This window comes from Bradyrhizobium sp. C-145 (assembly GCF_023375135.1).
GTDB lineage: Bacteria > Pseudomonadota > Alphaproteobacteria > Rhizobiales > Xanthobacteraceae > Bradyrhizobium > Bradyrhizobium zhanjiangense.
In genome coordinates, this window is sequence record NZ_CP088150.1 from 8325062 (window position 1) to 8351844 (window position 26783).

The following is a 26783-nucleotide window of genomic DNA, read 5'->3' on the forward strand; positions in this document are numbered from 1 at the left end:
GGTTTACCTGAACGTCTTGCGCGGATCGAAGGCGTCGCGCACGGCTTCGCCGATGAAGATCAAGAGCGACAGCATGATTGCGACCGAGAAGAAACCGGAGAAGCCGAGCCAAGGTGCCTGCACATTGGCTTTCGCCTGCGACAGCAATTCGCCCAGAGAGGGCGACCCCGGCGGCAGGCCGAAGCCCAGGAAATCGAGCGCCGTCAGCGTCATCACCGAACTCGACACGATGAAAGGCAGGAACGTCATGGTCGCGACCATGGCGTTCGGCAGCAGATGGCGGAACATGATGACCGGATTGGAGACACCGAGCGCCCGCGCCGCCTGAATATATTCGAAATTGCGCCCGCGCAGGAACTCGGCCCGCACGAGACCAACCAGCGAGACCCAGGAGAACAGCAACAGGATACCCAGCAGCACGAAGAAGCCGGGCACGAGGACCGAGGACAGGATCAGGAGAAGGTAGAGCGAGGGAATAGCTGTCCAGATCTCGATGAAGCGCTGGAAGATGAGATCGACCCGACCGCCGAAATAGCCCTGCACCGCCCCCGCCGCGATGCCGATGACGGATGAGATGATGGTAAGGCACAGGCCGAACAGCACCGAGATGCGGAATCCGTAGATCAGCCGCGCGACCACGTCGCGCCCCTGATCGTCGGTGCCAAGCCAGTTGTATTCGAGGTCGCGGCAGCTCTTCAGCCCCTTCTTCTCCACCACCGGCTTGCATTGCTTCTCGGTCAGCATCCAGGTCGGCGGCGACGGCGCCGGCGTCGGCAGGTCGAGATTGTGGGTATCGTAGGAATAGCGGATCAGCGGCCAGACGATGCTGCCGCCCTTGTCCTTGATCAGCTTCTGCAAATAGGGGTCGCGGTAGTCGGCCGCCGTCTCGAAATCGCCGCCAAAGGTGGTCTCCGAGTAAGTCACGAAGGCGGGCCAATAGAGCCGGCCGTCGAACTTGATCAAGAAAGGCCGGTCGTTGGCGATCAGCTCGGCGAACAGCGAGACCACGAACAAAATAATGAAGATCCAGAACGACCAGTAGCCGCGGCGGTTCGCCCTGAAGTTCTGCCAGCGCCGCTTGTTGAGCGGCGAAGGGGCGAACGACTTGCGCGTGATCGGAACGACCTCCCCCATTGGGGATTGAGTCGTGGTCTCGATGGGCGTCGGCGCGGTAATCGTCATCAGACCTCCCGCGCCTCGAAATCGATCCGGGGGTCGATCCACATATAGGTCAGGTCGGAGATCAGGTTGATCACGAGGCCGACCAACGAAAAGATGTAGAGCGTGCCGAACACCACGGGATAGTCGCGGTTGAGCACGCTCTCGAAACTGAGCAGTCCGAGCCCGTCCAGCGAGAAGATGGTTTCGATCAGCAGCGAGCCCGAGAAGAAGGCGTGGATGAAAGTCCCGGGAAAACCGGCGATCACGATCAGCATCGCATTGCGGAAGACATGCCCGTAAAGCACCCGGCCCTCGCCGCACCCCTTGGCACGCGCGGTCATGACATATTGCTTGCGAATCTCGTCCAGGAACGAGTTCTTGGTCAGGAACGTCATGGTGGTGAACGCGCCGAGCCCCATGGCGATCAGCGGCAGCGTCAGATGCCAGAAATAATCGATGATCTTCCAGTACCAGGGAAACTGCGACCAGCCGTCGGAGGTCAGTCCGCGCAGGGGGAACCAGTTAAAGAAGGAGCCGCCGGCAAACAGGATGATGAGAAGGACAGCGAACAGGAAGCCGGGAATGGCATAGCCAAGCACGAGAACGGTCGACGTCCAGGTGTCGAAGCGCGTGCCGTCCTTGACCGCCTTGCGGATGCCGAGCGGGATCGAGATCAGATAGGTGATCAACGTAAGCCAGATCCCGAGCGAGATCGAGACCGGCAGCTTCTCCCTGATCAGCTGGATCACGCTGACGTCGCGGAAATAGCTCTTGCCGAAATCGAAGCGCGCGAAGTTCCACACCATCAGGAGAAAGCGTTCCGGCGCCGGCTTGTCGAAGCCGAACTGCGCCTCCAGCTTCTTGATGAAATCAGGATCGAGGCCCTGCGCTCCGCGATATTTCGAGTTGATGGCATCGCCGCCGGCACCCAACTGCCCCGGCGCGCGTTGCGCGAAATCGCCGCCGCCCGAAATGCGCGAGCTGCCGCCGGTGTCCGCGCCCGAGAGCTGCGCGATCACGCGCTCGACCGGGCCGCCCGGCGCGAACTGCACGACGATGAAGGACACGAAGAGGATCCCCAGCAGCGTCGGGATCATCAAGAGGATGCGGCGGGCAATATAGGCGCTCATGATTATTTCGCCTGCTCGAGCTTGGCCGCCTTGGCGCCATCATGCCACCAGATGTCGGGAGCACCGACGCCGTTGGCGTAACGCGGCAGCTTCTGGGGATGGCTGAACTGATCCCAATACGCCAGCCGGTGCGTCTTGTTATACCATTGCGGCACCCAATAGCGGCCGGCGCGGAACAGGCGATCGAAGGCCCGACAGGCGATCGTCAATTCCTCGCGGCTGTCGGCCGCCATGATCTTCTCGATCATGGCATCGATCGCCGGGCTGGCGACGCCCGCGAGATTGTACGAGCCCTTGGTGTTGGCAACCTGCGACGAGAAGAACGCGCGCATGGCATCGCCCGGCGTCGCCGACATGCTGAAACGCTGGATCGTCATGTCGAAGTCGAAATCTTCCTGGCGCGCCTTGTGCTGCACGGCATCGACGACGCGCACGCTCGCCTCAATGCCAAGCGTCCCCAGGTTCTTGATGTAGGGCGCATGGTGCGGCTGGAAGGAGGGCTCGTCCAGCAGGAACTCGATTCTGAAGATCTCGCCATTCGGCAGCACCCGCTTGCCGTCCTTGATCGGTACGCCGGCCTCGTTCAGCAATTGCTGCGCCTTGCGCAGCAGGCTGCGGTCCTGCCCCGAGCCGTCGGAGACTGGCGGCGTGAAGGGCGCCGCGAACACGTCGTCGGGAACCTGGCCGCGGAACGGCTCCAGCAGCTTCAGCTCTTCCGGCGACGGAGGCCCGTTGCCGGCCATGAGGTCCGAGTTCTGGAATGGCGACACCGTACGGGCATAGGCGCCGTACATGATGGTCTTGTTGGTCCACTCGAAATCGAAGGCGTTGATCAGGGCCTCGCGCACGCGAGGGTCCTTGAATTTCTCGCGTCGCGTGTTGATGAACCAGCCCTGCGCACCGGAGGGCGTGTCGTCAGGCACGACCTCGAGCTTGACGCGACCATCCTTGGCGGCCGGAAAGTCGTAGCGCGTCGCCCAGATGCGCGAGGTGAATTCTTCACGGTAGAGATAGTTCTTGCCGGTGAAACCTTCGAAGGCGACGTCGCGGTCGCGATAGAATTCATAGCGCACGACGTCGAAATTATAGCTGCCGCGGCAAACCGGCAGGTCGGCGGCCCACCAGTCCTTGACCCGCTCGAACTCGATGTAGCGATTGACCTCGAACCTGCCGACCTTGTACGGACCGGAGCCGAGCGGAATATCCAGCGTCGATTCATCGAACGGGCGGGACGAGTAGTACGCCTTCGAAAAGATCGGCAGGCCCGCGACATAGAGCGGGACGTCGCGGGCACGCCCCTTGGCGAAGGTGACGACGAGCGTCGCATCGTCGATCGCTTCCGCACTGACCATGTCGCGCATCTGCACGATGATCAATGGATGCCCCTTGGTCTTCAGCGCCGTCAGCGAAAACGCTGCGTCGTGGGCGGTGAGCTTGCTGCCGTCATGGAATTTCGCCTCGGGCCGCATGGTGAAGCGATAGACAAGCTTGTCGGGCGATATCTGCACGGATTTGGCGGCGAGCCCGTACATTGCGTCCGGCTCGTCATTTGCCCGCACCATCAGCGGCGCAAACGTCATGTCCATGCCTTGCGCGCCGTCACCCTTGAGGATGAAGGCGTTGAGCGAGTTGAAGGTCTGGTAGGACTGATTATACGATTTCACCGACGGGATGAGCGAGAACGTGCCGCCCTTCGGCGCGCCCGGATTGACATAATCGAAATGGTGGAAATCGGCGGGATATTTGAGATCGCCGAATGCCGAGATGCCGTGGGCCTCGGTCGGCCTTTCCGACGCCGTTGCGCCGCGCTGCCAGGCGGCACCGAGTGCGCCGGCGACACCCAGGGCAAGCACCTGCCGACGTGAAAGCTGCGCCATGCGCAAAGGCTCCCTCAAGAGCGTTTTCCGTTCCGCGCCGCTTTTTCGGCGTCATACCACCACAGCGTCGGCAGGCCGGACCGTCCATATTTCGGCATTGGCTCGGCGTGGCTGAAGCGATCCCAACGGGCATAGCGTGCAAACGGATAGGTGAACTGAGGCACCACGTAGAAATTCCAGAGCAGCACGCGATCGAGCGCATGGGTGGCGGCGACGAGACCAGCGCGATCCTTGGCGAAGATCACCTTCTCGATCAAGGCATCCACAGCAGGGTTCTTGATGCCGATGGTGTTGCGCGCACCAGGCATGTCGGCGGCCTGCGAGCCCCAGAACTCGCGCTGCTCGTTGCCCGGCGAGAGCGACTCGCCCCACTGATCGATGATCATGTCGAAGTCGAAGCTGCGCAACCGGTTCTGGTACTGCGCATCATCGACCGTACGAACCGACGCATTGACGCCGATCCGCTCCAGCGACGGCTTGTAGAACAGTGCGATTCGCTCGGATGAGGGATCCTGCACCAGGATTTCGACCGTCAGGACCTTGCCCGAGGCGTCCACCAGCTTGTGGTCGCGCACTTCGAAACCGGCCTCTTTCAGCAGCTTTGCCGCTTCGCGCAGATTGGCGCGCACGGCCTCCGAAGTGCCGCCGACTGGATTCTGGTAAGGCGTGGTGAAAACTTCCGGCGGCACCTTGTCCTTTACGGTTTCGAGGATCTGCAATTCCTCTCCCTGGGGCAGACCGGTCGCGGCAAGTTCCGTACCTTCGAAATAGCTGTTGATGCGCTTGTACTGACCGAAGAAGAGCTGCTTGTTCATCTCCTCGAAGTCGAAGGCATAGTTGAAGGCGCGCCGCACCCGCGCGTCCTTGAACTGGGGGCGCCTGATGTTGACGACGAAGGCCTGCATGCGGCCGGAATCGTTGATCGGAAATTCTTCCTTGATCACCCGCTTCTCCGCGACCGCGGGGAAGTCATAGGCCGTCGCCCACTGCTTGGCGGAGTTTTCCGCGATCCAGTCGGCCTGGTCGGCCTTGAAGGCTTCCAGCGCCACGATGTTGTCGCGGAAGAACTCGAAGCGCAGCTCGTCGAAATTGTTGGTGCCGATCTGACTGGGGAGATTGGCACCCCAATGATCTTTCACCCGCTCCAGCTTGATCGAGCGTCCCGCCACGAATTCCTTGATCCGGTACGGGCCGGAGCCCAGCGGGATCTCCAGCGTGGTCGCGCTGACATCGCGCTTGCGGCCCTGCGCGTCGGTGCCTTCCCACCAATGCTTCGGCAGCACGATCAATTCGCCGACGATGGTCGGCAATTCGCGGTTGCCCGGCCCGTCGAAGCTGAACTTGACGTCACGCTCGCCGACCTTCTCCGCCTTGGTCACATGGCGATAGTAGGACGCGTACATCGGGCTCTGCTGCTTGAATGTCTCCAGCGAGAAGATAACGTCGTCCGGCGTCACCGGCTTGCCGTCATGCCAGCGGGCTTCCTTGCGTAAACGATAGATCACCCAGGAAAAATCGTCCGGATGTTGTGCGGCCTCGGCAAGTTCGCCGTACTCGGTCGCCACCTCGTCCTGCGCCCGGGTCATCAGCGTTTCGTAGATCATCGCCGCGGCTGGAGCGAGGGAGCCCTTGATGCCGGCGACCGCGAGGTTGAAATTGTCGAAGGTGCCGATCGAGATCAGGCGGGCGACACCGCCCTTGGGCGCATCCGGATTGACGTAATCGAAGCGCTTGAAGTCGGCGGGATACTTGATATCGCCGAACAGCGACAGTGCATGGCGCCAGGGAAGCCCAGTCGAAGGCAGCTCACCCGATTGCGCCTGTGCCGTGCCGATGACGGAAACGCTGCCCACGGAACCGAGGGCGGGGAGCGCTGCGGCCGCAGTGCCGGTGAGCAGGAGATCGCGTCGGGTGATGGCCAAATCAACATTCCTGTCTTGAAGGAGGCTACTCCTTTAAGTTCCCAATATAGGCGAGGTTTCGACCGAATATGTTGCTTTTTCCTCATCTTGGAAGCCCGGACTGCCTCTCAGATGCGGCCAAAAGCCCCGATAACGTCGCCGCGAGGCCCGGATACGGAAACGGCCAGGCTTTTCAGCCTGGCCGCGTATTCCAAGATAGGTTTTTGACGTCTTACTTCGACGCCGTCGGCAGCGGCTGAGGATGCTCCGACAGCGAATTCAGATAGGCAATGACGTCGGCGCGTTCGGAATCCTTCGGGATACCGGCGAAGCCCATCGCCGTGCCAGGGACGAAGCCCTTCGGATTGGCGATGAACTTGTTGAGGTCGTCGAACGTCCAGGTCCCGCCCTTGGCTTTCATGGCAGCCGAGAAGTTGAAGCCGCGGCCTTCGCCCTTCGGCTCGCCAACGACGCCATAGAGGTTCGGACCGACGCGATTCGGGCCGCCCTTCTCGAAGGTGTGGCAGGCGCCGCACTTCTTGGCGGCCGCCGCGCCCTTTTCGACGGAGGCGGCCTGGAGCAGCTTTTCGATCGGCTCGGACGGTGCGGCAGCGGCGCCGCCGCCTTCCTTGCCGTGGCTGGCATCTTCCTTCACTGCGATCTCGAAGCCCGGCTTTTCCGGCATCTTGGGGGAGAATAGCGCCTGGGCGGTGAAGCTCGTCACCAGCAGAACGAGACAGGTGCCGAGCACGGCACCGAGAATCTTATTGAGTTCGAAAGAGTCCATTTCCGGCCAGGCCCCACCGCAACAAGGAAACAGCGGCCCAAGCGGCCGCCAGGACGAGCCTCGGGAGAATCAAAACGTTCCTTATTGTTTCCCCGAGTTTTGCCATTGAGATATCGGTTTGCCCGGGGTCTGGCAACCCGTATAAGCGACCCGGCTTTCAGCCCGTCCCCACTCCATTTCTCGGCGCGGAAAACGCACCGTTTCCAGGCCCTTGACCCAATGATCGATCCCCGCATCCTGGTGCTGATCCCGGCCCGCATGGCCGCCACCCGCCTGCCCGGCAAGCCGCTCGCCGATATCGCGGGATTGCCGATGATCGTACATGTGCTGCGCCGCGCAGAAGCCGCTGCAATCGGCCGGGTCGCGGTCGCAACCGACACGCCGGAGATCGCGTCCGTGGTGACCGCCCATGGCGGTGAGGCGGTGATGACCCGCCCGGACCATCCCTCGGGCTCGGACCGCATCCACGAGGCCATGCAAAAGCTCGATCCGGACGGTAAGGCCGAGATCGTGATCAATCTCCAGGGCGACTTCCCGACCATCACGCCTCAGGCTATCCGCGAGGTGCTGCCACCCTTTGCCGAGCCTGCGGTCGATATCGTGACTTTGGCCTCGCAGATCCACACCGAGGAGGAGGATCTCGCCCCGAGCGTCGTGAAGGCTGTGGGCTCGCCGATCGGGCCGCGGCGGCTACGGGCACTCTATTTCACCCGCGCCACAGCCCCATACGGCAACGGACCGCGTTACCACCACATCGGCCTTTACGCCTACCGTCGCGCGGCGCTGGAACGGTTCGTGTCGCTGCCGCCATCGCCTCTGGAGCGCCAGGAGAGCCTGGAACAGCTCCGGGCGGTGGAAGCCGGCATGCGCATCGACATCATGATCGTCGACAGCGTGCCGCGTGGCGTGGACACGCCGCCCGATCTCGAAACCGCACGTAGCATCCTTTCCAAATCCTGAGCCGCTGTTACAAGGCCGACCATGAGCAAGCTGAAAATCGCATTCCAGGGCGAGCCTGGGGCCAATTCCCACATCGCCATCGTCGAAGCCTATCCCGACGCCGAGCCGATGCCCTGCGCCACCTTCGAGGACGCGCTGTCGGCGATCTCGTCGGGCGATGCCGATCTCGGCATGATCCCGATCGAGAATTCGGTCGCCGGCCGCGTCGCCGACATCCATCACCTTCTGCCGGCCTCCGGCCTCTTCATCATCGGCGAATGGTTCCTGCCGGTCCGGCATCAGCTGATGGCGGTGAAGGGCACCAAGCTAGAAGACATCAAGAGCGTGGAGAGCCATGTCCATGCGCTTGGCCAGTGCCGGCGCATCATCCGCAAGCTCGGCATCAAGCCGATCGTGCACGCCGACACCGCCGGCAGCGCCCGCGACATTTCCGAGCGCAAGGACAAGACCGTCGCGGCGATCGCCTCGCGCCTCGCCGCGAAGGTCTATGGGCTCGACATCCTCGCCGAGGACGTCGAGGACGAGGCCCACAACACCACGCGCTTTGTGGTACTGGCGCGCGAGCCGAAATGGGCCGCGCAAGGCTCGGGCCCGCTGGTCACGACGTTCGTCTTCCGGGTGCGCAATTTGCCGGCCGCGCTCTACAAGGCGCTCGGCGGCTTTGCCACCAACGGCGTCAACATGACCAAGCTCGAAAGCTACATGGTCGACGGCAATTTCTTCGCCACGCAGTTCTACGCCGACGTCGACGGCCATCCCGATGACAAGGGCCTCGCCTTCGCGATCGAGGAGCTGAAATTCTTCTCGCGCGAATTCCGCATCGTCGGGGTGTATCCGGGGCACCCGTTCCGTGCGACGTTCAGCGAGGCGCAGGATTAGCTTCGTGTCCCGGACGCGCGAAGCGCGAGCCGGGACCCAGCCCCACGATACTCAGACGTGCGATGGGCCCCGGCTCAGCAGCGCAACATTTCATGCTGCGCTGCGTCCGGGGCACGATCTAAGCCGCACTTTTCGCCAGCCCGAACGCCTCCGCCAGCAGTGAATACGACTTCTTCCGTGCCTCGTGATCATACACGGCGGTGATCACCATCAGCTCGTCCGGCTTGCTCGCATAGATCAGCGGCTGAAGCTTCTTCTGCACGTTTGCCGGGCTGCCGACGAACAGCCGCGAGCGGTTGCGGAGGATCGAGATGCGCTCGGCATCCGTATAGGGATAGGCCAGCGCCTCCTCGACGCTCGGCAGCGGAAGATATTGGCCGCGGTCGCGGCGAAGGCGGTTGAGGTCGAAGGAGCTGGCGAGCCTTTCGGCCTCCTCATCGGTGTCGGCCGTGATGGCCGCGACCGCGAGGATTGCGTGCGGGCGGGCGCGCCAGGCCGAGGGCTGGAAGCGGTTGCGGTAATGCACCATCGCATCGATCGCATCGTGTGAGGCGAAGTGATGGGCGAAGGCGAAGCCCATGCCGACCTCTGCGGCGAGCTCGGAGGAATAATCGCTCGAGCCGAGCAGCCAGATCGGCGGCAGCCTTGTGTCGTCGGGCATGGCGACGACATTGTTGTAGGGGTGGCCCGAGGGGAATTCGCGGGTCTCCCACAAAATCAGCTCGTGCAGCCGCTCCAGGAAATCGTCGCCCTCGCGGCGATCGAGGCGGCTGCGCAGCGCGTAGGCGGTGGCGCCGTCGGTACCGGGGGCGCGGCCGAGACCGAGGTCGATACGACCAGGAAACAGCGCCTCCAGCATCTTGAAGCGCTCGGCCACCACCAGCGGCGCGTGGTTGGGCAGCATTACGCCGCCGGAGCCGACGCGGATGTGTTTCGTCACCGCCGCGATCTGCCCGATCATCACGTCGGGCGCGGGGCTCGCGACGGACGCGAGGTTGTGATGCTCGGCGAGCCAGTAGCGGACATAGCCAAGCCCATCGACGTGGCGCGCCAGATCGATGCTGTTGCGCAGCGCCGCGGCGGGCTTGGTGCCGGTGGTGACGACCGAGAGGTCGAGGACTGAGAGCGGGATCATGGCGCGTTAACGTAATGGAGTGCCGGGCAGCGGCAACGGCAGGCTGCGCAGGCCTGACGTGTACGGACCGGCGGACACGCTGAGACGTCCAGTTGGGATAATTATTACCTCTGCATAACTAAATTCGACTTGCCCACCGACGAAATCGGATCGCCGAAGATTCAACTATTTAAAATAGTCATTTTATATCAAAACACTATGTTCTCTCGACCTATTTCCCACCAAGATCGCAAATAGCAACGAAATTCCTTTTGTTCACCCCGTAGTGGGCAATTTCCCATCATCGATGGGCTGTCGATCAAATGGGCTTTGCCGTATTTTAGGTCTCTCAAGACGGATCGCCGCCTGAAATTGGAGTGAGTGGTGCCATGACTGACGTGACGACGCCTGGCCAAGACAACAGGCAAGACGGGCACCTGAAGCGGCCTGCGATCTCGTTCGAGTTCTTTCCGCCCAAGACCGAGGAGATGGAGCGGAATCTTTGGGACACCATCAACCGGCTGGCCCCGCTTGACCCGAAATTCGTCTCGGTGACCTACGGCGCCGGCGGCTCGACCCGCGAGCGCACCCATTCCACCATCGCCCGCATCCTGAAAGAGACCGCGCTGCTGCCGGCGGCGCATCTGACCTGCGTCGGCGCCTCGCGCGGCGAGATCGACGAGATCGTCGACCGCTATCACGAGGTCGGCGTGCGCCACATCGTGGCCTTGCGCGGTGATCCCGTTGGCGGCATCGGCACGCCCTACTTCAGCCATCCCGACGGCTACCAGAGCTCGGCCGAGCTCGTCGCGGGGATCAAGAAGCGGCACGGCGATATCGAAGTGAGCGTGTCGGCCTATCCCGAGAAGCACCCCGAGGCGCGCGACTTCGACGCCGATATCGACACGCTGAAGGCCAAGGTCGATGCGGGTGCGACGCGCGCGATCACCCAGGTGTTCTTCGATAACGACCTCTACTTCCGCTACCTCGACCGCGTCCGCGCCCGCGGCATCGACATCCCGATCGTGCCGGGCATCATGCCCATGCACAATTTCAAGCAGGCCCGTAATTTCGTCACCCGCGCTGGCACCACCGTGCCGGACTGGTTCGCGGCGAAATTCGAAGGCCTCGACGACGACGCCGAGACCCGCAAGCTGGTGGCCGCAACCGTTGCGGCCGGCCAGGTGCAGAAGCTGGCGAAGCACGGCGTCGACACCTTCCACTTCTACACCATGAACCGCGCCGATCTCGTGTTCGCGATCAGCCATTTGCTCGGCATTCGCGCCAAGAGCGCACAGAAAGCTGCGTAAGACCAGATGACCGTAGCCACCTCTCCCAAGCGAACTGCCCTGCTGAACGCCGCGCGCGAACGCATCCTCGTGCTCGACGGCGCCATGGGCACGATGATCCAGAATCTCCAGCTCGACGAGGCCGCCTTCCGCGGCGAGCGCTTCAAGACTTTTCATCGCGACCTGCGCGGCAACAACGATTTGTTGATCCTGACCCAACCGCAGGCGATCGAGGACATCCACGCCGCCTATTTGCGTGCCGGCGCCGACATCGTCGCGACCAACACTTTCTCCACGACCTCGATCGCGCAGGCCGATTACGACCTCACCGACATCGTCTACGAGATGGCGCGTGAAGGCGCCCGCCTCGCAGGCAACGCGGCACGCCGCGTCGAGGCCGAGGACGGCAAGCCGCGCTTCGTTGCCGGTGCCATCGGACCGACCAACCGCACCGCCTCGATCTCACCCGACGTTTCCAATCCCGGCTACCGCGCCGTCACCTTCGATGATTTGCGCAAATCCTATGGCGAGCAGATCCGCGGCCTGATCGACGGCGGCGTCGATCTGCTGCTGGTCGAGACCATCTTCGACACGCTCAACGCCAAGGCGGCGCTCTATGCGATCGCCGAGATCACCGAAGGGCGCGGCATCGACATGCCGGTGATGGTGTCGGGCACCATCACCGACAAGTCCGGCCGCCTGCTCTCCGGCCAGATGCCGGAAGCGTTCTGGAATTCGGTGCGGCACGCCAAGCCTGTTACCATCGGCTTCAACTGCGCGCTCGGCGCCGAGGACCTGCGCGCGCATATCGCGGATATCGGCCGTGTCGCCGACACGCTCGTGTGCGCCTATCCCAATGCCGGCCTGCCGAACGAGTTCGGCCAGTATGACGAGAGCCCGGAATACATGGCGCGCCTGATCGGCGAGTTCGCGCGCGACGGCCTCGTCAACATCGTCGGCGGCTGCTGCGGCACCACGCCGGATCACATCGCGGCGATTGCCGCCGCGGTGGCCCCGCACAAGCCGCGCATCGTGCCGGAGATCGCGCCGCGCTTGCGGCTCTCCGGCCTCGAGCCGTTCGTGCTGACGGATGCCATTCCGTTCGTCAATGTCGGCGAGCGCACCAACGTCACCGGCTCGGCCCGCTTCCGCAAGCTGATCACCGCCGGCGACTACACCGCCGCGCTGCAGGTCGCGCGCGACCAGGTCGAGAACGGCGCACAAATCATCGACGTCAACATGGACGAGGGCCTGCTCGATTCCGAAGCGGCGATGGTGACCTTCCTCAACCTTGTCGCCGCCGAGCCCGACATCGCCCGCGTCCCCGTGATGGTCGATTCCTCGAAATTCTCGGTGATCGAGGCCGGCCTGAAATGCGTGCAGGGCAAGCCGGTCGTCAATTCGATCTCGATGAAGGAAGGCGAGGACAAGTTCATTCACGAGGCGAAGATCGCCCGCCGCCATGGCGCAGCCGTCGTGGTGATGGCGTTCGACGAGGTCGGCCAGGCCGATACGTTCGCGCGCAAGACCGAGATCTGCAAGCGCGCCTACGACATCCTGGTCAACCGCGTCGGCTTCCCGCCCGAGGACATCATCTTCGATCCCAACATTTTTGCGATCGCGACCGGCATCGAGGAGCACAACAATTACGGCGTCGACTTCATCGAGGCGACGCGCTGGATCCGCCAGAACCTGCCGGGCGCGCATGTATCGGGCGGCGTCTCCAACCTCTCGTTCTCGTTCCGCGGCAACGAGCCGGTGCGCGAGGCCATGCACTCGGTGTTCCTGTATCACGCCATCAAGGCCGGGATGGATATGGGCATCGTCAATGCCGGGCAGATGATCGTCTATGACGACATCGACCCCGAGCTGCGCCAGACCTGCGAGGATGTCGTCCTCAATCGCGATGCCGGCGCATCCGAACGCCTGCTGGCGCTGGCGGAAAAATTCCGCGGCAAGAAGACGGAAGCCAAGGAAGCCGATCTCGCCTGGCGCGAATGGCCGGTGGAGAAGCGGCTGAGCCACGCGCTGGTGCATGGCATCACCGAATTCATCGAGCAGGATACCGAAGAGGCCCGCAAGAATTCCTCGCGTCCGCTCGACGTGATCGAGGGGCCACTGATGGCGGGCATGAACGTGGTCGGCGATCTCTTCGGCGACGGCAAGATGTTCCTGCCGCAGGTGGTGAAGTCCGCCCGCGTGATGAAGCAGGCCGTTGCTTACCTCATGCCGTTCATGGAGGAGGAGAAGGCGCGCAACCTCGCCAGCGGCATCGGCACCGAAGGCTCCTCGTCCGCCGGCAAGATCGTGCTCGCGACCGTCAAGGGCGACGTCCACGACATCGGCAAGAACATCGTCGGCATCGTGCTCCAGTGCAACAATTTCGAGGTGATCGACCTCGGCGTGATGGTGCCGGCGGCCAAGATCGTCGAGACCGTGAAGGCGGAGAAGGCCGACATCGTCGGGCTATCAGGCCTGATCACGCCTTCGCTCGACGAGATGGCGTTCTTCGCCGGCGAATTGCAGCGTGAAGGCCTCAAGCTGCCGCTCTTGATCGGCGGCGCCACGACCAGCCGCGTGCATACCGCGGTGAAGATCGATCCGAGCTATCGCGCCGGTCCGGTGGTGCACGTCAACGACGCCAGCCGCGCCGTCGGCGTGGCCTCGGCGCTGCTCTCGCCCGAGAAGCGCGAAGCCTATGCCGCCGAGGTGCGCGCCGAATACGCGAAGATCTCGGAGGCGCATCTGCGCGCGCAGGCCGACAAGAAGCGGCTGAAGCTGGCCGATGCCCGCGCCAACCGCGTGCCGGTCGATTTTGCCGCGAACACGCCGGTGAAGCCGACTTTCCTAGGCATCAGGAGCTTCGACGACTACGACATCGCCGAGCTCGTGCCTTACATCGACTGGACGCCGTTCTTCCAGACCTGGGAGCTCGCCGGACGCTTCCCCGCCATCCTCGATGACGCCAAGGTCGGCGAGGTCGCGCGCTCGCTCTACGACGATGCGCGCAAGATGCTCGACACCATCGTGAAGGAGAAATGGTTCCGGGCACGCGCGACGATCGGCTTCTGGCCGGCGAACGCGCACGGCGACGACATCGTGCTCTATGCCGATGAAAGCCGGACCAAGAGCATCGCGACGCTGCACACGCTGCGCCAGCAGCTGGAGAAGCGCGAGGGCCGCTTCAATGCGGCGCTCGCCGACTTCATCGCGCCCGCCGGCGTTCCCGACTATGTCGGCGGCTTCGTCGTCACCGCCGGCATCGGCGAGGATGCGGTCGCCGACCGCTTCAGAAAAGCCAATGACGACTACTCCTCGATCCTGTGCAAGGCGCTGGCCGATCGCCTCGCCGAAGCTTTCGCCGAGCGCATGCATGCCCGCGTGCGCCGCGAGTTCTGGGCTTATGCGCCTAGCGAGGCGCTCACCAACGAGGAGCTGATCCTGGAGAAGTATCAGGGCATCCGCCCCGCGCCCGGCTATCCCGCGCAGCCCGATCACACCGAGAAGGCGACGCTGTTCGCGCTGCTCGATGCAGAAGCGACCGCCGGCGTGAAGCTGACCGAGAGCTTTGCGATGTGGCCGGGCTCATCCGTGTCCGGGCTCTATTTCGCAAACCCTGCGAGCTATTATTTCGGCGTCGGCAAGATCGAGCGCGACCAGGTCGAGGACTACGCGGCACGCAAGGGCATGAGCGTCGCGGAAGCCGAGCGCTGGCTCGCGCCGGTGCTGAACTACATCCCGTCGCAAGAGGACAAGGCCTTCGCGGCGACGCCGGCGAACGACGAGATGCCGAAAGACCTCGCCTCGCATCCGCCGGGCTGCACCTGCGCGGTGCACCTCGTCTGGCAGAAGAAGCGCGCGGGGGCCGGTTAAGCGCGCCTCAAAACAAAAAATGAGAAAACAACCCCATGCACAGTAGCGATGGGATTGAAAAGGTTGAGTAATTTCGGTCTTGCCGAAAACGAGTTGCGGCGTCGGGCAAAACAGGGGTAATATTCCATCATCGGCTGCTGTGCCCGGTGACGCAACGCCAGCGGATGTGTCCTTTCACTCTTCCTGCACCCCCGGTCCCCATCCTCCCCTGGAGGGGGAGGATGGGTTCGCATGCAGCGAAGCGGAATGCGGACCGAGGTGGGGTGACGGTCTGTCCGCGCACGCACTGCCCGTGGTGAGAGACCACCCCACCCCGCTCGCGCTGCGCGCGATCGACCCTCCCCCTCCAGGGGAGGGTAAGAAACTCACCCCTTCGGCGGCGCCAGCGGCTGCACGATCTCCTTGAACGGCGCCAGTGCCTCGCAGCGCTCGGCATGCGCGCTCAGCGCAGGATAGCGTGACGCGTCGAACAGCTGCGGGTGCGCCTCGCGGGTGAAGCGGACGACGCAGGCGACCGCGACGTCGGCATGGCCGATGCGATCACCCAGCCAGTACGGCGTCGTCACCTTGGCGCGCTCGGCCTCCAGTACGGCGAGCACGTCCGCGATCTGCGCCTGGCAGCGCTCGACCCACAGCGCGAGCTGCTCCTTCCGCAGGACGCGCTCATAGAGCAGGCTCACCGCCTTGTCGCCGAGGCCGGAGGCGAGCGCGCAGATGCGCAAATGCTTTCGCCGCTCGGCGCCGCTGCGCGGCAGCATCGCCTTGTCGGGACCAACGAGCTCGTCGAGATAATCGAGGATGATCGTGCTCTCGATCAGCGCCTCGCCGTCATCGAGCACCAGCGTCGGCACGCGGCGCAGCGGATTGTACGGCGCGATTCTGTCGGCATCGCCGAAGGTCGACCACGGCTTGTGCTCGAAGGCGAGGCCATAAAGCCTCAGCGCGATGGCGACGCGGCGGACGAAGGGGGAATCATATTGGCCGATCAGGAACATCGTTCTCGCTCTTCCCAGTGGTTGGACACGGCAGGGCCGATCAGTGTCGACGACAAGACCGCTGCCGCGCAAGGAAGATCTTGGAAATGGAGCATTGCGCCAGCTGCAATAGCGCCCGCGGCAGCACCATTCGCAAGGGCACGCGCCGCGCGCTCAAAGGCCGTCCTGGATCGAGCGCTTGATGGCGGCGATCGCGGTCTCGTTGCGCTTGTACATCGTCCACTGCTTGATCCGCTTGGCGCGCACCAGCTTTGCGGCCGTCAGCACCCGCATGTGCTCGCTCACCGTCGGCGCGCTGACGCCGAGCTTCTCGGCGATCAGCAATCCGCAGACGCCGTCCTCGACCAGGTCGCCATCGGCCTGCTCGCGAAAATGCTTCCTGGGATCGCGCAGCCATTCCAGGATTTGCAGGCGGCGCTCGTTGGCGAGCGCGCGCAAGGCAACGGCAAATTTCATTTAGCCATTTTGCTAATTACCTAATTGATGTCAATCCTCCGATACGCTATCAAGGAGGGCATCATGACAGCGACAACGAACATCACACGGGAGCGGATTGCGGCGACCGAGGCCGTCATCCGCCCGCATATCAGGCGCACGCCACTCGTTCAGGCCGATCTTGCGGATTTCGGCCTGGCGGCCTTGCCAGTCACGTTCAAGCTGGAGATGCTGCAGCATTCTGGATCGTTCAAGGCGCGGGGCGCCTTCGCCAACCTGCTGCTGCGGCAGGTGCCCGAGACGGGCGTCGTCGCCGCATCCGGCGGCAATCACGGTGCGGCGGTGGCCTATGCGGCGCAGCAGCTCGGCATTCCCGCCACGATCTTCGTGCCCGACATCACCTCGCCGGCCAAGGCCGAGCGGATCAGGGGCTATGGCGCCAAGCTCGTGATCGCAGGCAGCCGCTATGCCGATGCGCTCGCCGCAAGCGAAGCCCATGTCGCGCAGACCGGCGCGCTGGCCGTCCACGCCTACGACCAGGCCGAGACCCTGCTCGGCCAGGGCAGCGTCGGCCTGGAGCTGGAGCAGGACGCGCCTGGCATCGACACACTGCTGGTGGCGGTCGGCGGCGGCGGGCTGATCGGCGGCATTGCGGCGTGGTATGCCGGCAGGACGCGCATCGTCGCAGTCGAGCCGGAGCAATCGCCGACCCTGCACGCCGCCTTCGAAGCGGGAGCCCCGGTCGATGCACCGGCGGGCGGTCTCGCTGCTGATAGCCTTGCGCCGCGACGCGTCGGCGAGTTGATGTTTCCGATCGCGCGCGCTCATGTCGAGCGCGTCATCCTGGTCAGCGATGATGCGATCCGGCAAGCACAGGCCGCCCTGTGGTCGCACCTGCGCCTAGTGGCCGAACCCGGCGGCGCAGCCGCCTTTGCCGCGCTGCTCTCCGGCCGCTACCGTCCCTCGCCCGGTGAGCGCGTCGCGGTCCTGGTCTGCGGCGCCAACACCACGGCGGTGAGTTTCGACGGCTAGCTTCAGGGTGACATCATCGGGCCGCGCGCATTGATCTGATGGCGATCCTGCTTCTGATGTCCGCCGCCGCCAGCGCCCAGGATCGCCCGATCGGCTTTCTGACGCCGTCGAAGAACATCGCCTGTCAGTTCTATGCGGATAATGGCCAGTGCTCCGCTGCGACATCATGAACATGGAGACGCGGCCGCACCGCCCGCCGATTGCGAGCTCGACTGGGGCCATGCCTTCGAGATGAGCGCGAAGGGAGCCGCGGGCCACATCCGCGTCGGCGATACGGTGATGGACGCCTCGCTGCCGGTGCTCGCCTATAGGCGGCTGTGGCAGCGTGCGGGATTCACGTGCCGGTCGGAGCAGATGGGGCGGACGTTTCAATGCGATGCAACGCGGGTTTTCGCTGGCGAGGGGGAAGCGGAGGTGTTTTGAGCCGAAACCGATGCCTAGCGAATCGAATCAATTGCCGCTTGGAGGCAGATTTTGAGCCAAACGCAATTGAGAATTTAGTTCGCTGACAGCGAACTTGCTGTTGTCAGAAATGGGCGAATCACAACTTACTCGCTGCATCGATGTTGATTGGGAGATAAGTTGCCAGTTGTTGGAGGGCCACGAACCACTCCGTGGGAGGCTGGAAGCCTCCTGTCCGATTAGCCGGCGCGCAGTGCGTTGCGGCTAGGGACGCGCCCGACGACTAGGCGCGTCCCAAGTGCAGTATAGGGGTTAAAACCGTTCTCCTCCTACCCTCTTCCCATGGCGACAGGCCGAACATGTCGTTCGGCCGGTGAAGAGGGAGAACACCAATGGAAACATTGGATCAACTCGAACGAGAACGGAGGCGATCGAAACCGAGACGGTCCGTGCTAGCAAGGAAGCTGCGCCGCCCGTCTACGATAAGAGCCTTGATCGGTATTGGAGTTCTAATGGCCAAGTTGGCTCAGGTCGGAATTCTGATCTATCGGGCACTGCGGGAATAGATGCCGCCCCTATATTTGTAATCTTCTAAGAGGAAGCGGGATGTTAGGCGAAGCGTTACGCCTGTTGCGGACCTTTCACGATCTCAATCAAACGGAAACGGCACTACGCTTGGGAATCTCGAAGTCGTACCTGTCTGAAATTGAGAGCGGCGAGAAGCAGCCTACTCTTGCCCTTCTGGAGAAGTACTCAACTGAGTTTGATATTCCAATATCGTCAATTATGTTCTTTGCGGAATCGATCGATAGAAATAAGCCGTACGAAACTGCTCGAAGCATGATCGCTCCAAAAATTGTAAAGCTGCTCAAGTTCATTGAAGAGAAAACCGATGGAAAGCGCCCAAAAAAGCGCAAGTAAACGACTGTCTTATGCAATCGATCAGTCGCCATTGTATCGACTGAGAAGCCATCGCAAGCTAGCAAATCTGCTCGGTATTTCTGTTCTAGATTTGCGCAAGTTTCGCCATTCGGAGGGAATGTACAGAGAGTTTGATCTTCCCAAGAAAGGGGGAGGAAGTCGTCGCATTGAGAACCCCGCGCGCAATCTTAAGCGCGTTCAAGCGAAATTGGCTCGACTCCTTACTCGAATCGATCCGCCGAACTATCTGTATTGCCCCGTCAAAGGACGTTCATACATCTCGAATGCGGCTCAGCACTTGAACAATCGCGTCGTCCGCTGCCTCGATATCAAGAAGTATTTCCCCTCCACACCGTCGCATCGAGTCTATAGGTTCTTCAGAACGGTACTGAAATGTGAGACCGACGTCGCGGATACACTCACGCGATTGTCCAGCTATCAAAAACGCCTCCCCACAGGCAGCCCACTCAGCCCGTTCCTTGCCTATTTTGCCTACTGCAATGTTTGGGAAAGAGTTGCCTCGATTGCGAGGGCTCACGGAGTGACCCTAACTGTCTATGTTGATGATGTAACTTTGTCTGGCAGGCGCGTCCCTAGGAAAATTGTCTGGGAGATCGAAAAGGTAATTCACTCCTCTGGCCTTCGATATCATAAAGAGAAGTCGTACTTTGACAGGCCTGCGGAAATAACCGGCGTAATCGTTGATCGGGAACGCTTGCTGGCGCCACAGCGGCAGCACAAGAAGCTTCATCTAGTAAAGGTGAGTTTGGCGCGCGCCTGCGGGAAGGAAAGGACTGCAGCTCTTGCTAAGATCAGTGGCCTCCAAGGCCAAATGGACCAAATAGGTGATGGCATCGAATCGCTAAAAGCTCAGCGCTGACATGAGCAATTGTCTGGATATCCACACCGTGTTCATCGGTTAGGGCGCGGCGGGAGGTATCTTGACCAAGCAGTACAGCACACTGTGCGCATTGCTTGCTGAGCCTCTCGACTGGAAACATTGACCCATGGCGACTTTGCGTGAGTACTTTGACGCAGACTTTAGCTACGCAGTGCGCGTCCACGTAGATTTCCCGCTGAAAGGCGGCGGGGATATACAAGGGGCGATCCTTTTCGACTTTGCAGGCATGAAGAGCTTTTTGGCCTGCTACGTTCCTGACCACTCTACTCCCGTTGACTATTTTCTTCAGATCATCAGGAGTCTGGAGTACGGAAAGACACAAGTTGGTTTTCGTGGTCAGGTAACTTTGCCCGACTCACGCTTTTTTCCCGGACAGCTTGAGGTTAAAAATGAAAAGCCGCTCGAAATCCGCGCTAGATTCTTTGATGATCCCGACTGGACATCCATCAAAGAGCTAGAAGCTTCGAGACGTGTCTTCATCTACACAGAGACGCCGCTTTCAGAGGCGGAGGTCACCTTGCTAAAGGATCACGGAAAGGCACTCGGACACGACGTCCAGTTCAGATCGACGCGACACGCGACAGAGCGCGCAAAACATGAACGCCCGTTGGCGTTTATCAGTCATGATTCCAGAGACAAGCAGGAAGTCGCGCGAAAGATTGCAGTCCAACTGCAAAAGCTCATGTGCCCCGTTTGGTATGATGAGTTCTCGCTAAGTGTAGGCGACAATCTCCGAGAAAGTATCGAGAAAGGACTGAAGGAATGCCAGAAGTGCATTCTCATCCTAAGCCCAAATTTTTTCGCGAACGCAGGATGGACGAAAAAGGAATTCGATTCGATCTTCACCAGAGAGATCTTGGAAAAGAGCCAGCTTATACTTCCGGTTTGGTTCAGCGTGACAAGCCGAATGGTGTACGAGTATAGTCCAGCGTTGCTCAATGTTAAGGGCCTGAACTGGACCGATCTTGGGGAAGACGAAGTGTGCAGGCTGCTCGCCCGAGCGGTCTTTGAACCCAAAATCTAAGAAGGTTATGCTTCGATAGATAGTCGCTTCAGCCCGTAGTCTGTATTGGAGCGAAGCGGAATACGGGGACGCTGTCCCGGATTCCGCTGCGCTCCGTCGGGCTACGACGCCATCGCGCATTGATCCGCCAATTGGAAAAGCGACGGCGACGCTCACACTCCGTCATTGCGAGCGCAGCGAAGCAATCCAGGATCTTTCCGCGGAGACAGTCTGGATTGCTTCGTCGCAAGGGCTCCTCGCAATGACGGTGTGGAGGCAATCGATTGCGCTCCGCTCCATGCGAGTATGGGCACGTGCCTACCCCTCCCCCTCATCGCTCGCCAGCACGCCCTTGACCGCCCTCGCCCAGCCGGCGAGCTTCCGCTCCCGCGTCGCCTGGCTCATGTTCGGCTTGAAGCGGTGCTCGAGGCGCCAGTTGTCGGCGAACTTTGTCGGCTCGGGATAGACGCTCGCCTGGAGGCCGGCGAGATAGGCGGCACCCAGCGCCGTGGTCTCCTGGATCACAGGGCGATCGACCGGCGCGTCGAGGAGATCGGCGAGGCGCTGCATGGTCCAGTCGGAGGCGGTCATGCCGCCGTCGACGCGGAGCACGACGCTGGCGGTTTCCGAGCTCGGCCAGTCTGCGCGCATCGCCGCCCAAAGGTCGAAAGTCTGGTAGCAGACGCTTTCCAGCGCGGCGTGGGCGAACTCGGCGGGGCCGGTGTTGCGGGTGAGGCCGAACAGCGCGCCGCGCACGCGCGGATTCCAATAGGGCGCGCCCATGCCGACGAATGCGGGCACGAGATAGACGCTCTGCATCGAGTCCGACTGATCGGCAAGAGGTCCGGTCTCGGCGGCATGCTTGATGATGCCGAGGCCGTCGCGCAGCCACTGCACCGCTGAGCCTGCGACGAAGATCGAGCCTTCCAGCGCGTAGGTGCGTTTTCCCCCGAGCTGATAGGCCACGGTGGTGAGCAGCTTGTTCTTCGATACCACCGGCGTGGTGCCGGTGTTGAGCAGCGCGAAACAGCCGGTGCCGTAGGTGGACTTCATCATGCCCGGGCGGAAGCAGGCCTGGCCGATGGTCGCGGCCTGCTGGTCGCCGGCGATGCCGGAGATTGCGATGGCGCCGCCGAACAGGTCCGGCGTGCTCTCGCCGAAGCGCGCGGAAGAATCCTTCACCTCCGGCAGCATCGAGCGCGGCACGCCGATGATCTCCAGCAGCTCGTCGTCCCACTGGCCGGTGTGGATGTTGAACAGCAGCGTGCGCGAGGCGTTGGTGGCGTCGGTGGCATGCACCTTGCCGCCGGTGAGGCGCCAGAGCAGATAGCAATCGACGGTGCCGAACATCAATTCGCCGCGCGCGGCGCGCGCCCGCGCGCCGGGGACGTGGTCGAGGATCCAGGCCACCTTGGTGCCGGAAAAATAGGGATCGATGATCAGGCCGGTCTTCTGCGAGATCACGGGCTCGCGGCCATCGGCTTTCAATTTGGCGCAGATGTCGGCGGTGCGGCGATCCTGCCAGACGATGGCGCGGTGCACGGCCTGCCCGGTGGCGCGGTCCCACACCACGGTGGTCTCGCGCTGATTGGTGATGCCGATCGCAGCGATGTCCTTTGCGGTGATGCCGGCCTGCTCGATCGCCTCGCGGCACACCATCACGGTCGAGGTCCAGATGTCCTCGGGCTCGTGCTCGACCCAGCCCGAGGCCGGAAAATGCTGCGGAAACTCTTGCTGCGCTTTCGCCGCGATGGAAATGTCGCTGCGAAACACGATCGCGCGCGAAGAGGTGGTGCCCTGGTCGATGGCGAGGACGAAAGACATGGCGGCTTACCCTGGCGTTTCCTTGGCGTTTCCCTGGAAGGGATCATAGTGTCGCGCCAAAGGGAGCGGATTAGGGCGGCAAGGTCAAGGCGGCTCTCCTTACCCCCCCTGGAGGGAGGGTCGACCGCGCAGCGCGGGCGGGGTGGGGTGAAGCCACAAAGGCGGTCTCACATTCGTTTCAGAAGGATCTTTGACACGCGTTCAGAAGCACCGCATTCGCGGATGGTCTGTCACCCCACCCCGCTGCGCATTACATGCGCAGCGACCCTCCCCCTCCAGGGGAGGGTAAGAGAAGCGCCCCCTTGAAGCTTCAGGCTCGACGGTGCTTGAAGGGTGTCGTTTCCGCCTCGCGCGATCCATACAGCTCTACATAGATCCGTTCGAGCACGGCGGTCAGGTCGGCAGTAATCTCCGAATTCCAGAATCGGATGACGCGGTAACCTTCGTTCTCGAGCCAGCGTTGGCGATCGAGGTCACGTGCTGCCGTATCATCTTCGTTGTGGTGTCCGCCGTCGAGCTCGATGATGAGGCGCTTGGCCGGACAGAAGAAGTCGACGACGTAGGGACCGATCGGCGCCTGCCGGCGGAAGTGCGAGCCGTCCATCGGAAGTTCTTTGAGGGCACGCCACAAGATCCGTTCATGCGGTGTCGTGTTAGCCCGGAGCTTCTTCGCGGCGGCGCGTCGGATCGATGTTGAGACCATTTGTGCGGCTTCACCCTACCCCGCTCGCGCGTTGCGCGAGCGACCCTCCCCCTCCAGGGGAGGGTAAGGGAAGCGTGCTCGCGGCACAATTGCAAGTAGTAAGGCCTACACCGCCGCCGTGGTCACGCCGCCGTCGATGACGATGGTCTGGCCGGTCATGAAGCTCGATGCGTCCGAGGCGAGGTAGGCGACGGCGCCGGCGATTTCGTCGGGCTCGCCGATGCGGCGGAGCGGCGTGGTGGCGGTGCGGCGCTTGAGCATGGCTTCGTCTTCCCACAGCGCGCGGGCGAAATCGGTCTTGACGAGGCCTGGGGCGATGCAGTTGACACGGACGCCTTTCGGGCCCCATTCGCCCGCGAGCGAGCGGCACAGCGCGAAGTCGGCAGCTTTCGAGATGCCGTAGGCGCCGATCACGGTGGAGCCGCGCAGGCCGCCGATCGAGGAGATGATGATGACGGAGCCGCTTCCGCGCTCGGCCATTTGCGGGATCGCAAGCGCGGAGAGCCAGATGTTGCTCTTGACGTTGCTGCCCATGATCTTGTCGAAGGCTTCATCCGTGATGTCGAGCAACGGGCCGTAATACGGGTTCACCGCGGCGTTGCAGACGAGGATGTCGATCTTGCCGTAATGCTTGGTCGCCCCCGCGATCAGCGCCTCGACCTCGGTCTTGCGCGCGATGTTGCAGGGAATGACGATGGCATCGCCGCCGGCCGCAATGATGCCGTCGGCGACCTCCTTGCAGGCGTCGGCCTTACGCGAGGACACCACGACTTTTGCCCCGAGCTTTGCCAGGAGTTCAGCCGAGGAGCGGCCGATGCCGCGGCTGGAGCCGGTGACCACGGCGACCTTGCCGGTGAGATCGAACGGGGTGTTTTTCATTGTTGGGCTCCGCTATGGCCGCACACTCGGTGTCATCGCCCGACTTGATCGGGCGATCCAGTACTCTGCGGCTGAAGTTGCGTAAACGAATTGCCGCCGCGGAGTACTGGATGCCCCGGTCAAGCCGGGGCATGACAGTCTTCGTGTGGTCTAGATCAGTCAGATCAACCCGCCCGCGTCGGCGACGCGGCGCTGGTGGTAGTCGGTGTCGCCAAAGCTGTTCTCGATCATGGTGAGGCGCTTGAAGTAGTGGCCGATCTTCGCCTCCATGGTCATGCCGATGCCGCCATGGAGCTGGATCGACTGCTGGCCGACGAATTTCAGCGACTTGCCGATCTGCACCTTGGCTGCGGCGATCGCGTTGCTGCGCTCCCTAGCGTTCTCGAAGTCGTTCGCCATGGTCGCGAACATCGACATCGAACGCGCCTGTTCAGCGGCGACGAACATGTCGGAGGCGCGGTGCTGCAGCGATTGGAACGAGCCGATCGCGACGCCGAACTGTTTTCGCGTCTTGATGTACTCGACGGTGGTCTTGAGCGATTCGTCCATCAGCCCGACCGCCTCGGCGCAGAGCGCCACACGGGCCTCGTCGACGACGCGCTCGATCAGCGCGAGCGAATCCTCGGGATTGCCGAGCACGGCCTCGGGGCCGACCTCGACGCCGGTGAAGGTGATGTCGGCAGCATGCAGGCCGTCCTGGGTCGGGTAGCCCTTCTTAGCTACGCCCTTTGCATTGGCGGGGACCAGGAACACGCCGATGCCGCCATGATCGCGGCGCTCGCCCTTGGTGCGCGCGGTGACGATCAGGGTATCGGCATTCTCGCCGTTGAGCACGACGAATTTCTCGCCGTCGATGACGTAAGCGTCGCCCTTCTTCTTCGCGGTCGTCGAGACGTCGAAGAGGTCGTAGCGCGAGTTCTTCTCAAGCTGGGCAAACGCCAGCGTCTTGCTGCCATCGATAAGCGAAGGTACGTGCGCGGCCTTCTGCGCGTCGGTGGCGGCGTGGCGCAGGAAGCCGCCGCCGATCACCACCGTTGCCAGATAAGGCTCGAGCACCAGCGCCTTGCCGAGCGCCTCCATCACGATCATGGTCTCGACGCCGCCGCCGCCGAAGCCGCCATCGGCCTCGCTGAAGGGCAGGCCGAGCAGACCCTGCTCGGCCAGCTTGAGCCAGACGGCTTTGCTCCAGCCGCCCTTCTCCTTCATGTACTTCTTGCGGCTCTCGAAATCGTAGGAATCGGTCAAGAGGCCGTCGATGCTTTCCTTGAGAAGCCGCTGCTCCTCGGACAGATCAAAATCCATTTCTGTTTCCTCAAGTAACGAGTGTGTGCGTTGCGTGGGGCCCTTCTTCACCTCTGCCCGCTTGCGGGGGAGAGGTCGGATCGCCTCGGCGATGCGAAGCATCGTCCGGTGCGATCCGGGTGAGGGGGTACCGCTCTCTCGACGATCTCAAGCTCGGAGAGAGGCCCCTCACCCCAACCCTCTCCCCGCAAGAGCGGGGCGAGGGAGAAGGGAGATCACAGCCCCAGCACCGCCTTGGCGATGATGTTGCGCTGGATCTCGTTGGAGCCGCCATAGATCGAGACCTTGCGGTTGTTGAAGTAGCTCGGCGCGATCTGAGCGGTCCAGTCCATGGCTTCGTTCGAGCCGTCGTCGCCGTGCACGTCGTAGGGCGCGGCGAACGGGCCGATCACTTCCATCAAGAGCTCGGTGGTGGTCTGCTGGATCTCGGAGCCCTTGATCTTCAGCACGGACGAAGCCGGATTGGGCTTGCCCTTGCCATGCTTGCCCTCGTCGGCGACGACGCGCAGCTGGGTGAGCTCGAGCGCCTTCAGCTCGATCTCGCAGGCGGCGAGCTTCTCGCGGAAGGCGGGGTCCTGGATGATCGGCTTGCCAGCGGATTCCACCTTGGAGGCGAGATCCCTGATGCGGCGGATGCGTTCCTTGGAGACGCCGACGCGGGCGATGCCGGTGCGCTCATTGCCGAGCAGGAATTTTGCGTAATCCCAGCCCTTGTTCTCCTCACCGATCAAATTCTCGATGGGCACCTCGACGTCGTCGAAGAAGACCTCGTTGACCTCATGGCCGCCGTCGATGGTCTGGATCGGGCGCACGGTGACGCCTTTTGACTTCATCGAGAACACGATGAAGGAGATGCCCATCTGCTTCTTGGCGTTGCTGTCGGTGCGGCAGAGGCAGAAGATCATGTCGGCGTGCTGGGCCAGCGTGGTCCAGGTCTTCTGGCCGTTGATGATCCATTTGTCGCCCTTGCGCTCGGCCTTGGTCTTGAGCGAGGCGAGGTCGGAGCCGGAGCCGGGCTCGGAGAAGCCCTGGCACCACCAATCGTCGACGTTGGCGATGCGCGGCAGGTACTTCTTCTTCTGCTCCTCGTTGCCGAAGGTGTAGATGACCGGGCCGACCATGCTGACGCCGAAGGCGAGCGGCTGCGGCGCCGGATAGGACTGCAGCTCCTCGTTGAAGATGTAGTGCTGCACGCTGGTCCAGCCCGTGCCGCCATATTGCTTGGGCCAGTGGCTGACGCCCCAGCCCTTCTTGTTGAGGATGCGCCACCACGTCACCATCTCGTCCTTGCTGAGGTGACGGCCCTCGACCAGCTTGCGCCGCGTGTCCGGCGGCACGTTGTCGCGGAAGAACTGCCGCACTTCCTCGCGAAACGCCTGCTCTTCTTTCGTGAATGCGAGATCCATCGGATCCTC

23 protein-coding genes are annotated in these 26783 nt (G+C 62.5%); 10 read left to right on the forward strand and 13 right to left on the reverse strand.

Annotated features, from left to right (window positions below):
* Positions 1 to 3: 3 nt before the first annotated feature.
* The 5 genes from LRP30_RS39195 to LRP30_RS39215 form a co-directional block, all read right to left on the reverse strand.
* Positions 4 to 1182 carry an ABC transporter permease gene (locus tag LRP30_RS39195; RefSeq protein WP_128936650.1) on the reverse strand — a complete coding sequence of 393 codons (1179 nt, stop codon included), beginning with the start codon at positions 1180 to 1182 and terminating at the stop codon, positions 4 to 6.
* A complete protein-coding gene (locus LRP30_RS39200; RefSeq protein ID WP_128940026.1) occupies positions 1182 to 2291 on the reverse strand; it encodes a microcin C ABC transporter permease YejB in 1110 nt (369 codons plus the stop codon). The genes LRP30_RS39195 and LRP30_RS39200 overlap by 1 nt, the downstream gene beginning before the upstream one ends.
* Positions 2292 to 2293: 2 nt before the next feature.
* On the reverse strand, positions 2294 to 4168 hold the full coding sequence (locus LRP30_RS39205) for an extracellular solute-binding protein (RefSeq protein ID WP_249758251.1): 1875 nt from the start codon (positions 4166 to 4168) through the stop codon (positions 2294 to 2296).
* A 14-nt stretch (positions 4169 to 4182) separates the two neighbouring features.
* A complete protein-coding gene (locus tag LRP30_RS39210; protein ID WP_128955547.1) occupies positions 4183 to 6090 on the reverse strand; it encodes an extracellular solute-binding protein in 1908 nt (635 codons plus the stop codon).
* A 211-nt stretch (positions 6091 to 6301) separates the two neighbouring features.
* Positions 6302 to 6856 carry a cytochrome c family protein gene (locus LRP30_RS39215; protein ID WP_128936654.1) on the reverse strand — a complete coding sequence of 185 codons (555 nt, stop codon included), beginning with the start codon at positions 6854 to 6856 and terminating at the stop codon, positions 6302 to 6304.
* A 219-nt stretch (positions 6857 to 7075) separates the two neighbouring features.
* Between LRP30_RS39215 and LRP30_RS39220 the strand changes: the two genes are divergently transcribed.
* Both LRP30_RS39220 and LRP30_RS39225 read left to right on the forward strand, forming a co-directional pair.
* On the forward strand, positions 7076 to 7816 hold the full coding sequence (locus tag LRP30_RS39220; RefSeq protein WP_128936655.1) for a 3-deoxy-manno-octulosonate cytidylyltransferase: 741 nt from the start codon (positions 7076 to 7078) through the stop codon (positions 7814 to 7816).
* A gap of 21 nt (positions 7817 to 7837) precedes the next feature.
* Positions 7838 to 8695: a prephenate dehydratase gene (locus tag LRP30_RS39225; RefSeq protein WP_128940022.1), complete on the forward strand. Its 858-nt coding sequence runs from the start codon at positions 7838 to 7840 to the stop codon at positions 8693 to 8695.
* Positions 8696 to 8813: 118 nt separating this feature from the next.
* On the opposite strand, the gene LRP30_RS39230 is transcribed toward LRP30_RS39225, so the two are convergent.
* Positions 8814 to 9830, reverse strand: a complete 1017-nt coding sequence (locus LRP30_RS39230; protein ID WP_128940021.1) for an LLM class flavin-dependent oxidoreductase — start codon at positions 9828 to 9830, stop codon at positions 8814 to 8816.
* 368 nt (positions 9831 to 10198) lie between these two features.
* On the opposite strand from LRP30_RS39230, the gene metF reads away from it, so the two are divergent.
* Together metF and metH are read left to right on the forward strand one after the other, a co-directional pair.
* Positions 10199 to 11119 carry a methylenetetrahydrofolate reductase [NAD(P)H] gene (gene metF, locus LRP30_RS39235; RefSeq protein WP_249758252.1) on the forward strand — a complete coding sequence of 307 codons (921 nt, stop codon included), beginning with the start codon at positions 10199 to 10201 and terminating at the stop codon, positions 11117 to 11119.
* A 6-nt stretch (positions 11120 to 11125) separates the two neighbouring features.
* Positions 11126 to 14971 carry a methionine synthase gene (gene metH, locus LRP30_RS39240; RefSeq protein ID WP_249758253.1) on the forward strand — a complete coding sequence of 1282 codons (3846 nt, stop codon included), beginning with the start codon at positions 11126 to 11128 and terminating at the stop codon, positions 14969 to 14971.
* Positions 14972 to 15336: 365 nt separating this feature from the next.
* Here metH and LRP30_RS39245 read toward each other — a convergent pair whose 3' ends face one another.
* Both LRP30_RS39245 and LRP30_RS39250 read right to left on the reverse strand, forming a co-directional pair.
* Positions 15337 to 15966, reverse strand: coding sequence for a glutathione S-transferase family protein (locus LRP30_RS39245; protein ID WP_249758254.1), 630 nt, complete (start codon positions 15964 to 15966; stop codon positions 15337 to 15339).
* A gap of 153 nt (positions 15967 to 16119) precedes the next feature.
* A complete protein-coding gene (locus LRP30_RS39250) occupies positions 16120 to 16422 on the reverse strand; it encodes a helix-turn-helix domain-containing protein (RefSeq protein WP_018318809.1) in 303 nt (100 codons plus the stop codon).
* A gap of 27 nt (positions 16423 to 16449) precedes the next feature.
* Between LRP30_RS39250 and LRP30_RS39255 the strand changes: the two genes are divergently transcribed.
* From LRP30_RS39255 to LRP30_RS39275, 6 genes are all read left to right on the forward strand, one after another.
* Positions 16450 to 17433: a threonine/serine dehydratase gene (locus LRP30_RS39255; protein ID WP_249758255.1), complete on the forward strand. Its 984-nt coding sequence runs from the start codon at positions 16450 to 16452 to the stop codon at positions 17431 to 17433.
* A 38-nt stretch (positions 17434 to 17471) separates the two neighbouring features.
* On the forward strand, positions 17472 to 17603 hold the full coding sequence (locus LRP30_RS45145; RefSeq protein WP_256477645.1) for a hypothetical protein: 132 nt from the start codon (positions 17472 to 17474) through the stop codon (positions 17601 to 17603).
* Between the two features lie 61 nt (positions 17604 to 17664).
* Positions 17665 to 17856 (forward strand): hypothetical protein, encoded by a 192-nt coding sequence (locus LRP30_RS39260; protein ID WP_249758256.1) that lies wholly within the window; start codon positions 17665 to 17667, stop codon positions 17854 to 17856.
* A 585-nt stretch (positions 17857 to 18441) separates the two neighbouring features.
* Positions 18442 to 18756 (forward strand): helix-turn-helix transcriptional regulator, encoded by a 315-nt coding sequence (locus LRP30_RS39265; RefSeq protein WP_249758257.1) that lies wholly within the window; start codon positions 18442 to 18444, stop codon positions 18754 to 18756.
* Complete coding sequence (locus tag LRP30_RS39270) at positions 18728 to 19636, forward strand: reverse transcriptase family protein (protein ID WP_249758258.1); 909 nt, start codon at positions 18728 to 18730, stop codon at positions 19634 to 19636. The genes LRP30_RS39265 and LRP30_RS39270 overlap by 29 nt, the downstream gene beginning before the upstream one ends.
* 127 nt (positions 19637 to 19763) lie before the next feature.
* Positions 19764 to 20681, forward strand: coding sequence for a toll/interleukin-1 receptor domain-containing protein (locus tag LRP30_RS39275; RefSeq protein WP_249758259.1), 918 nt, complete (start codon positions 19764 to 19766; stop codon positions 20679 to 20681).
* A gap of 297 nt (positions 20682 to 20978) precedes the next feature.
* Here the strand turns inward: LRP30_RS39275 and glpK are convergent, their stop codons facing one another.
* The 5 genes from glpK to pimC all read right to left on the reverse strand — a co-directional run bounded on the left by glpK (position 20979) and on the right by pimC (position 26774).
* Positions 20979 to 22484 (reverse strand): glycerol kinase GlpK, encoded by a 1506-nt coding sequence (gene glpK / locus LRP30_RS39280; protein WP_249758260.1) that lies wholly within the window; start codon positions 22482 to 22484, stop codon positions 20979 to 20981.
* Between the two features lie 310 nt (positions 22485 to 22794).
* On the reverse strand, positions 22795 to 23115 hold the full coding sequence (locus LRP30_RS39285; RefSeq protein ID WP_249758261.1) for an endonuclease domain-containing protein: 321 nt from the start codon (positions 23113 to 23115) through the stop codon (positions 22795 to 22797).
* A gap of 177 nt (positions 23116 to 23292) precedes the next feature.
* Positions 23293 to 24066 carry a glucose 1-dehydrogenase gene (locus tag LRP30_RS39290; RefSeq protein WP_249758262.1) on the reverse strand — a complete coding sequence of 258 codons (774 nt, stop codon included), beginning with the start codon at positions 24064 to 24066 and terminating at the stop codon, positions 23293 to 23295.
* A gap of 159 nt (positions 24067 to 24225) precedes the next feature.
* On the reverse strand, positions 24226 to 25368 hold the full coding sequence (gene pimD, locus LRP30_RS39295; protein WP_128936666.1) for a pimeloyl-CoA dehydrogenase small subunit: 1143 nt from the start codon (positions 25366 to 25368) through the stop codon (positions 24226 to 24228).
* 215 nt (positions 25369 to 25583) lie between these two features.
* The gene (gene pimC / locus LRP30_RS39300) at positions 25584 to 26774 is read right to left on the reverse strand and encodes a pimeloyl-CoA dehydrogenase large subunit (RefSeq protein ID WP_249758263.1); all 1191 of its coding nucleotides are present in this window, start codon (positions 26772 to 26774) and stop codon (positions 25584 to 25586) included.
* Positions 26775 to 26783 lie beyond the last annotated feature (9 nt).

What these genes read in the sequence shown, in the direction of transcription:
- LRP30_RS39195 (WP_128936650.1), bottom strand. Translation starts at nt 1,182, where the DNA reads ATGACGATTACCGCGCCGACGCCCATCGAGACCACGACTCAATCCCCA.
- LRP30_RS39200 (WP_128940026.1), bottom strand. Translation starts at nt 2,291, where the DNA reads ATGAGCGCCTATATTGCCCGCCGCATCCTCTTGATGATCCCGACGCTG.
- LRP30_RS39205 (WP_249758251.1), bottom strand. Translation starts at nt 4,168, where the DNA reads ATGGCGCAGCTTTCACGTCGGCAGGTGCTTGCCCTGGGTGTCGCCGGC.
- LRP30_RS39215 (WP_128936654.1), bottom strand. Translation starts at nt 6,856, where the DNA reads ATGGACTCTTTCGAACTCAATAAGATTCTCGGTGCCGTGCTCGGCACC.
- LRP30_RS39220 (WP_128936655.1), top strand. Translation starts at nt 7,076, where the DNA reads ATGATCGATCCCCGCATCCTGGTGCTGATCCCGGCCCGCATGGCCGCC.
- LRP30_RS39225 (WP_128940022.1), top strand. Translation starts at nt 7,838, where the DNA reads ATGAGCAAGCTGAAAATCGCATTCCAGGGCGAGCCTGGGGCCAATTCC.
- LRP30_RS39230 (WP_128940021.1), bottom strand. Translation starts at nt 9,830, where the DNA reads ATGATCCCGCTCTCAGTCCTCGACCTCTCGGTCGTCACCACCGGCACC.
- metF (WP_249758252.1), top strand. Translation starts at nt 10,199, where the DNA reads ATGACTGACGTGACGACGCCTGGCCAAGACAACAGGCAAGACGGGCAC.
- metH (WP_249758253.1), top strand. Translation starts at nt 11,126, where the DNA reads ATGACCGTAGCCACCTCTCCCAAGCGAACTGCCCTGCTGAACGCCGCG.
- LRP30_RS39245 (WP_249758254.1), bottom strand. Translation starts at nt 15,966, where the DNA reads ATGTTCCTGATCGGCCAATATGATTCCCCCTTCGTCCGCCGCGTCGCC.
- LRP30_RS39250 (WP_018318809.1), bottom strand. Translation starts at nt 16,422, where the DNA reads ATGAAATTTGCCGTTGCCTTGCGCGCGCTCGCCAACGAGCGCCGCCTG.
- LRP30_RS39255 (WP_249758255.1), top strand. Translation starts at nt 16,450, where the DNA reads ATGTCAATCCTCCGATACGCTATCAAGGAGGGCATCATGACAGCGACA.
- LRP30_RS45145 (WP_256477645.1), top strand. Translation starts at nt 17,472, where the DNA reads ATGGCGATCCTGCTTCTGATGTCCGCCGCCGCCAGCGCCCAGGATCGC.
- LRP30_RS39260 (WP_249758256.1), top strand. Translation starts at nt 17,665, where the DNA reads ATGAGCGCGAAGGGAGCCGCGGGCCACATCCGCGTCGGCGATACGGTG.
- LRP30_RS39265 (WP_249758257.1), top strand. Translation starts at nt 18,442, where the DNA reads ATGTTAGGCGAAGCGTTACGCCTGTTGCGGACCTTTCACGATCTCAAT.
- LRP30_RS39270 (WP_249758258.1), top strand. Translation starts at nt 18,728, where the DNA reads ATGGAAAGCGCCCAAAAAAGCGCAAGTAAACGACTGTCTTATGCAATC.
- LRP30_RS39275 (WP_249758259.1), top strand. Translation starts at nt 19,764, where the DNA reads ATGGCGACTTTGCGTGAGTACTTTGACGCAGACTTTAGCTACGCAGTG.
- glpK (WP_249758260.1), bottom strand. Translation starts at nt 22,484, where the DNA reads ATGTCTTTCGTCCTCGCCATCGACCAGGGCACCACCTCTTCGCGCGCG.
- LRP30_RS39290 (WP_249758262.1), bottom strand. Translation starts at nt 24,066, where the DNA reads ATGAAAAACACCCCGTTCGATCTCACCGGCAAGGTCGCCGTGGTCACC.
- pimD (WP_128936666.1), bottom strand. Translation starts at nt 25,368, where the DNA reads ATGGATTTTGATCTGTCCGAGGAGCAGCGGCTTCTCAAGGAAAGCATC.
- pimC (WP_249758263.1), bottom strand. Translation starts at nt 26,774, where the DNA reads ATGGATCTCGCATTCACGAAAGAAGAGCAGGCGTTTCGCGAGGAAGTG.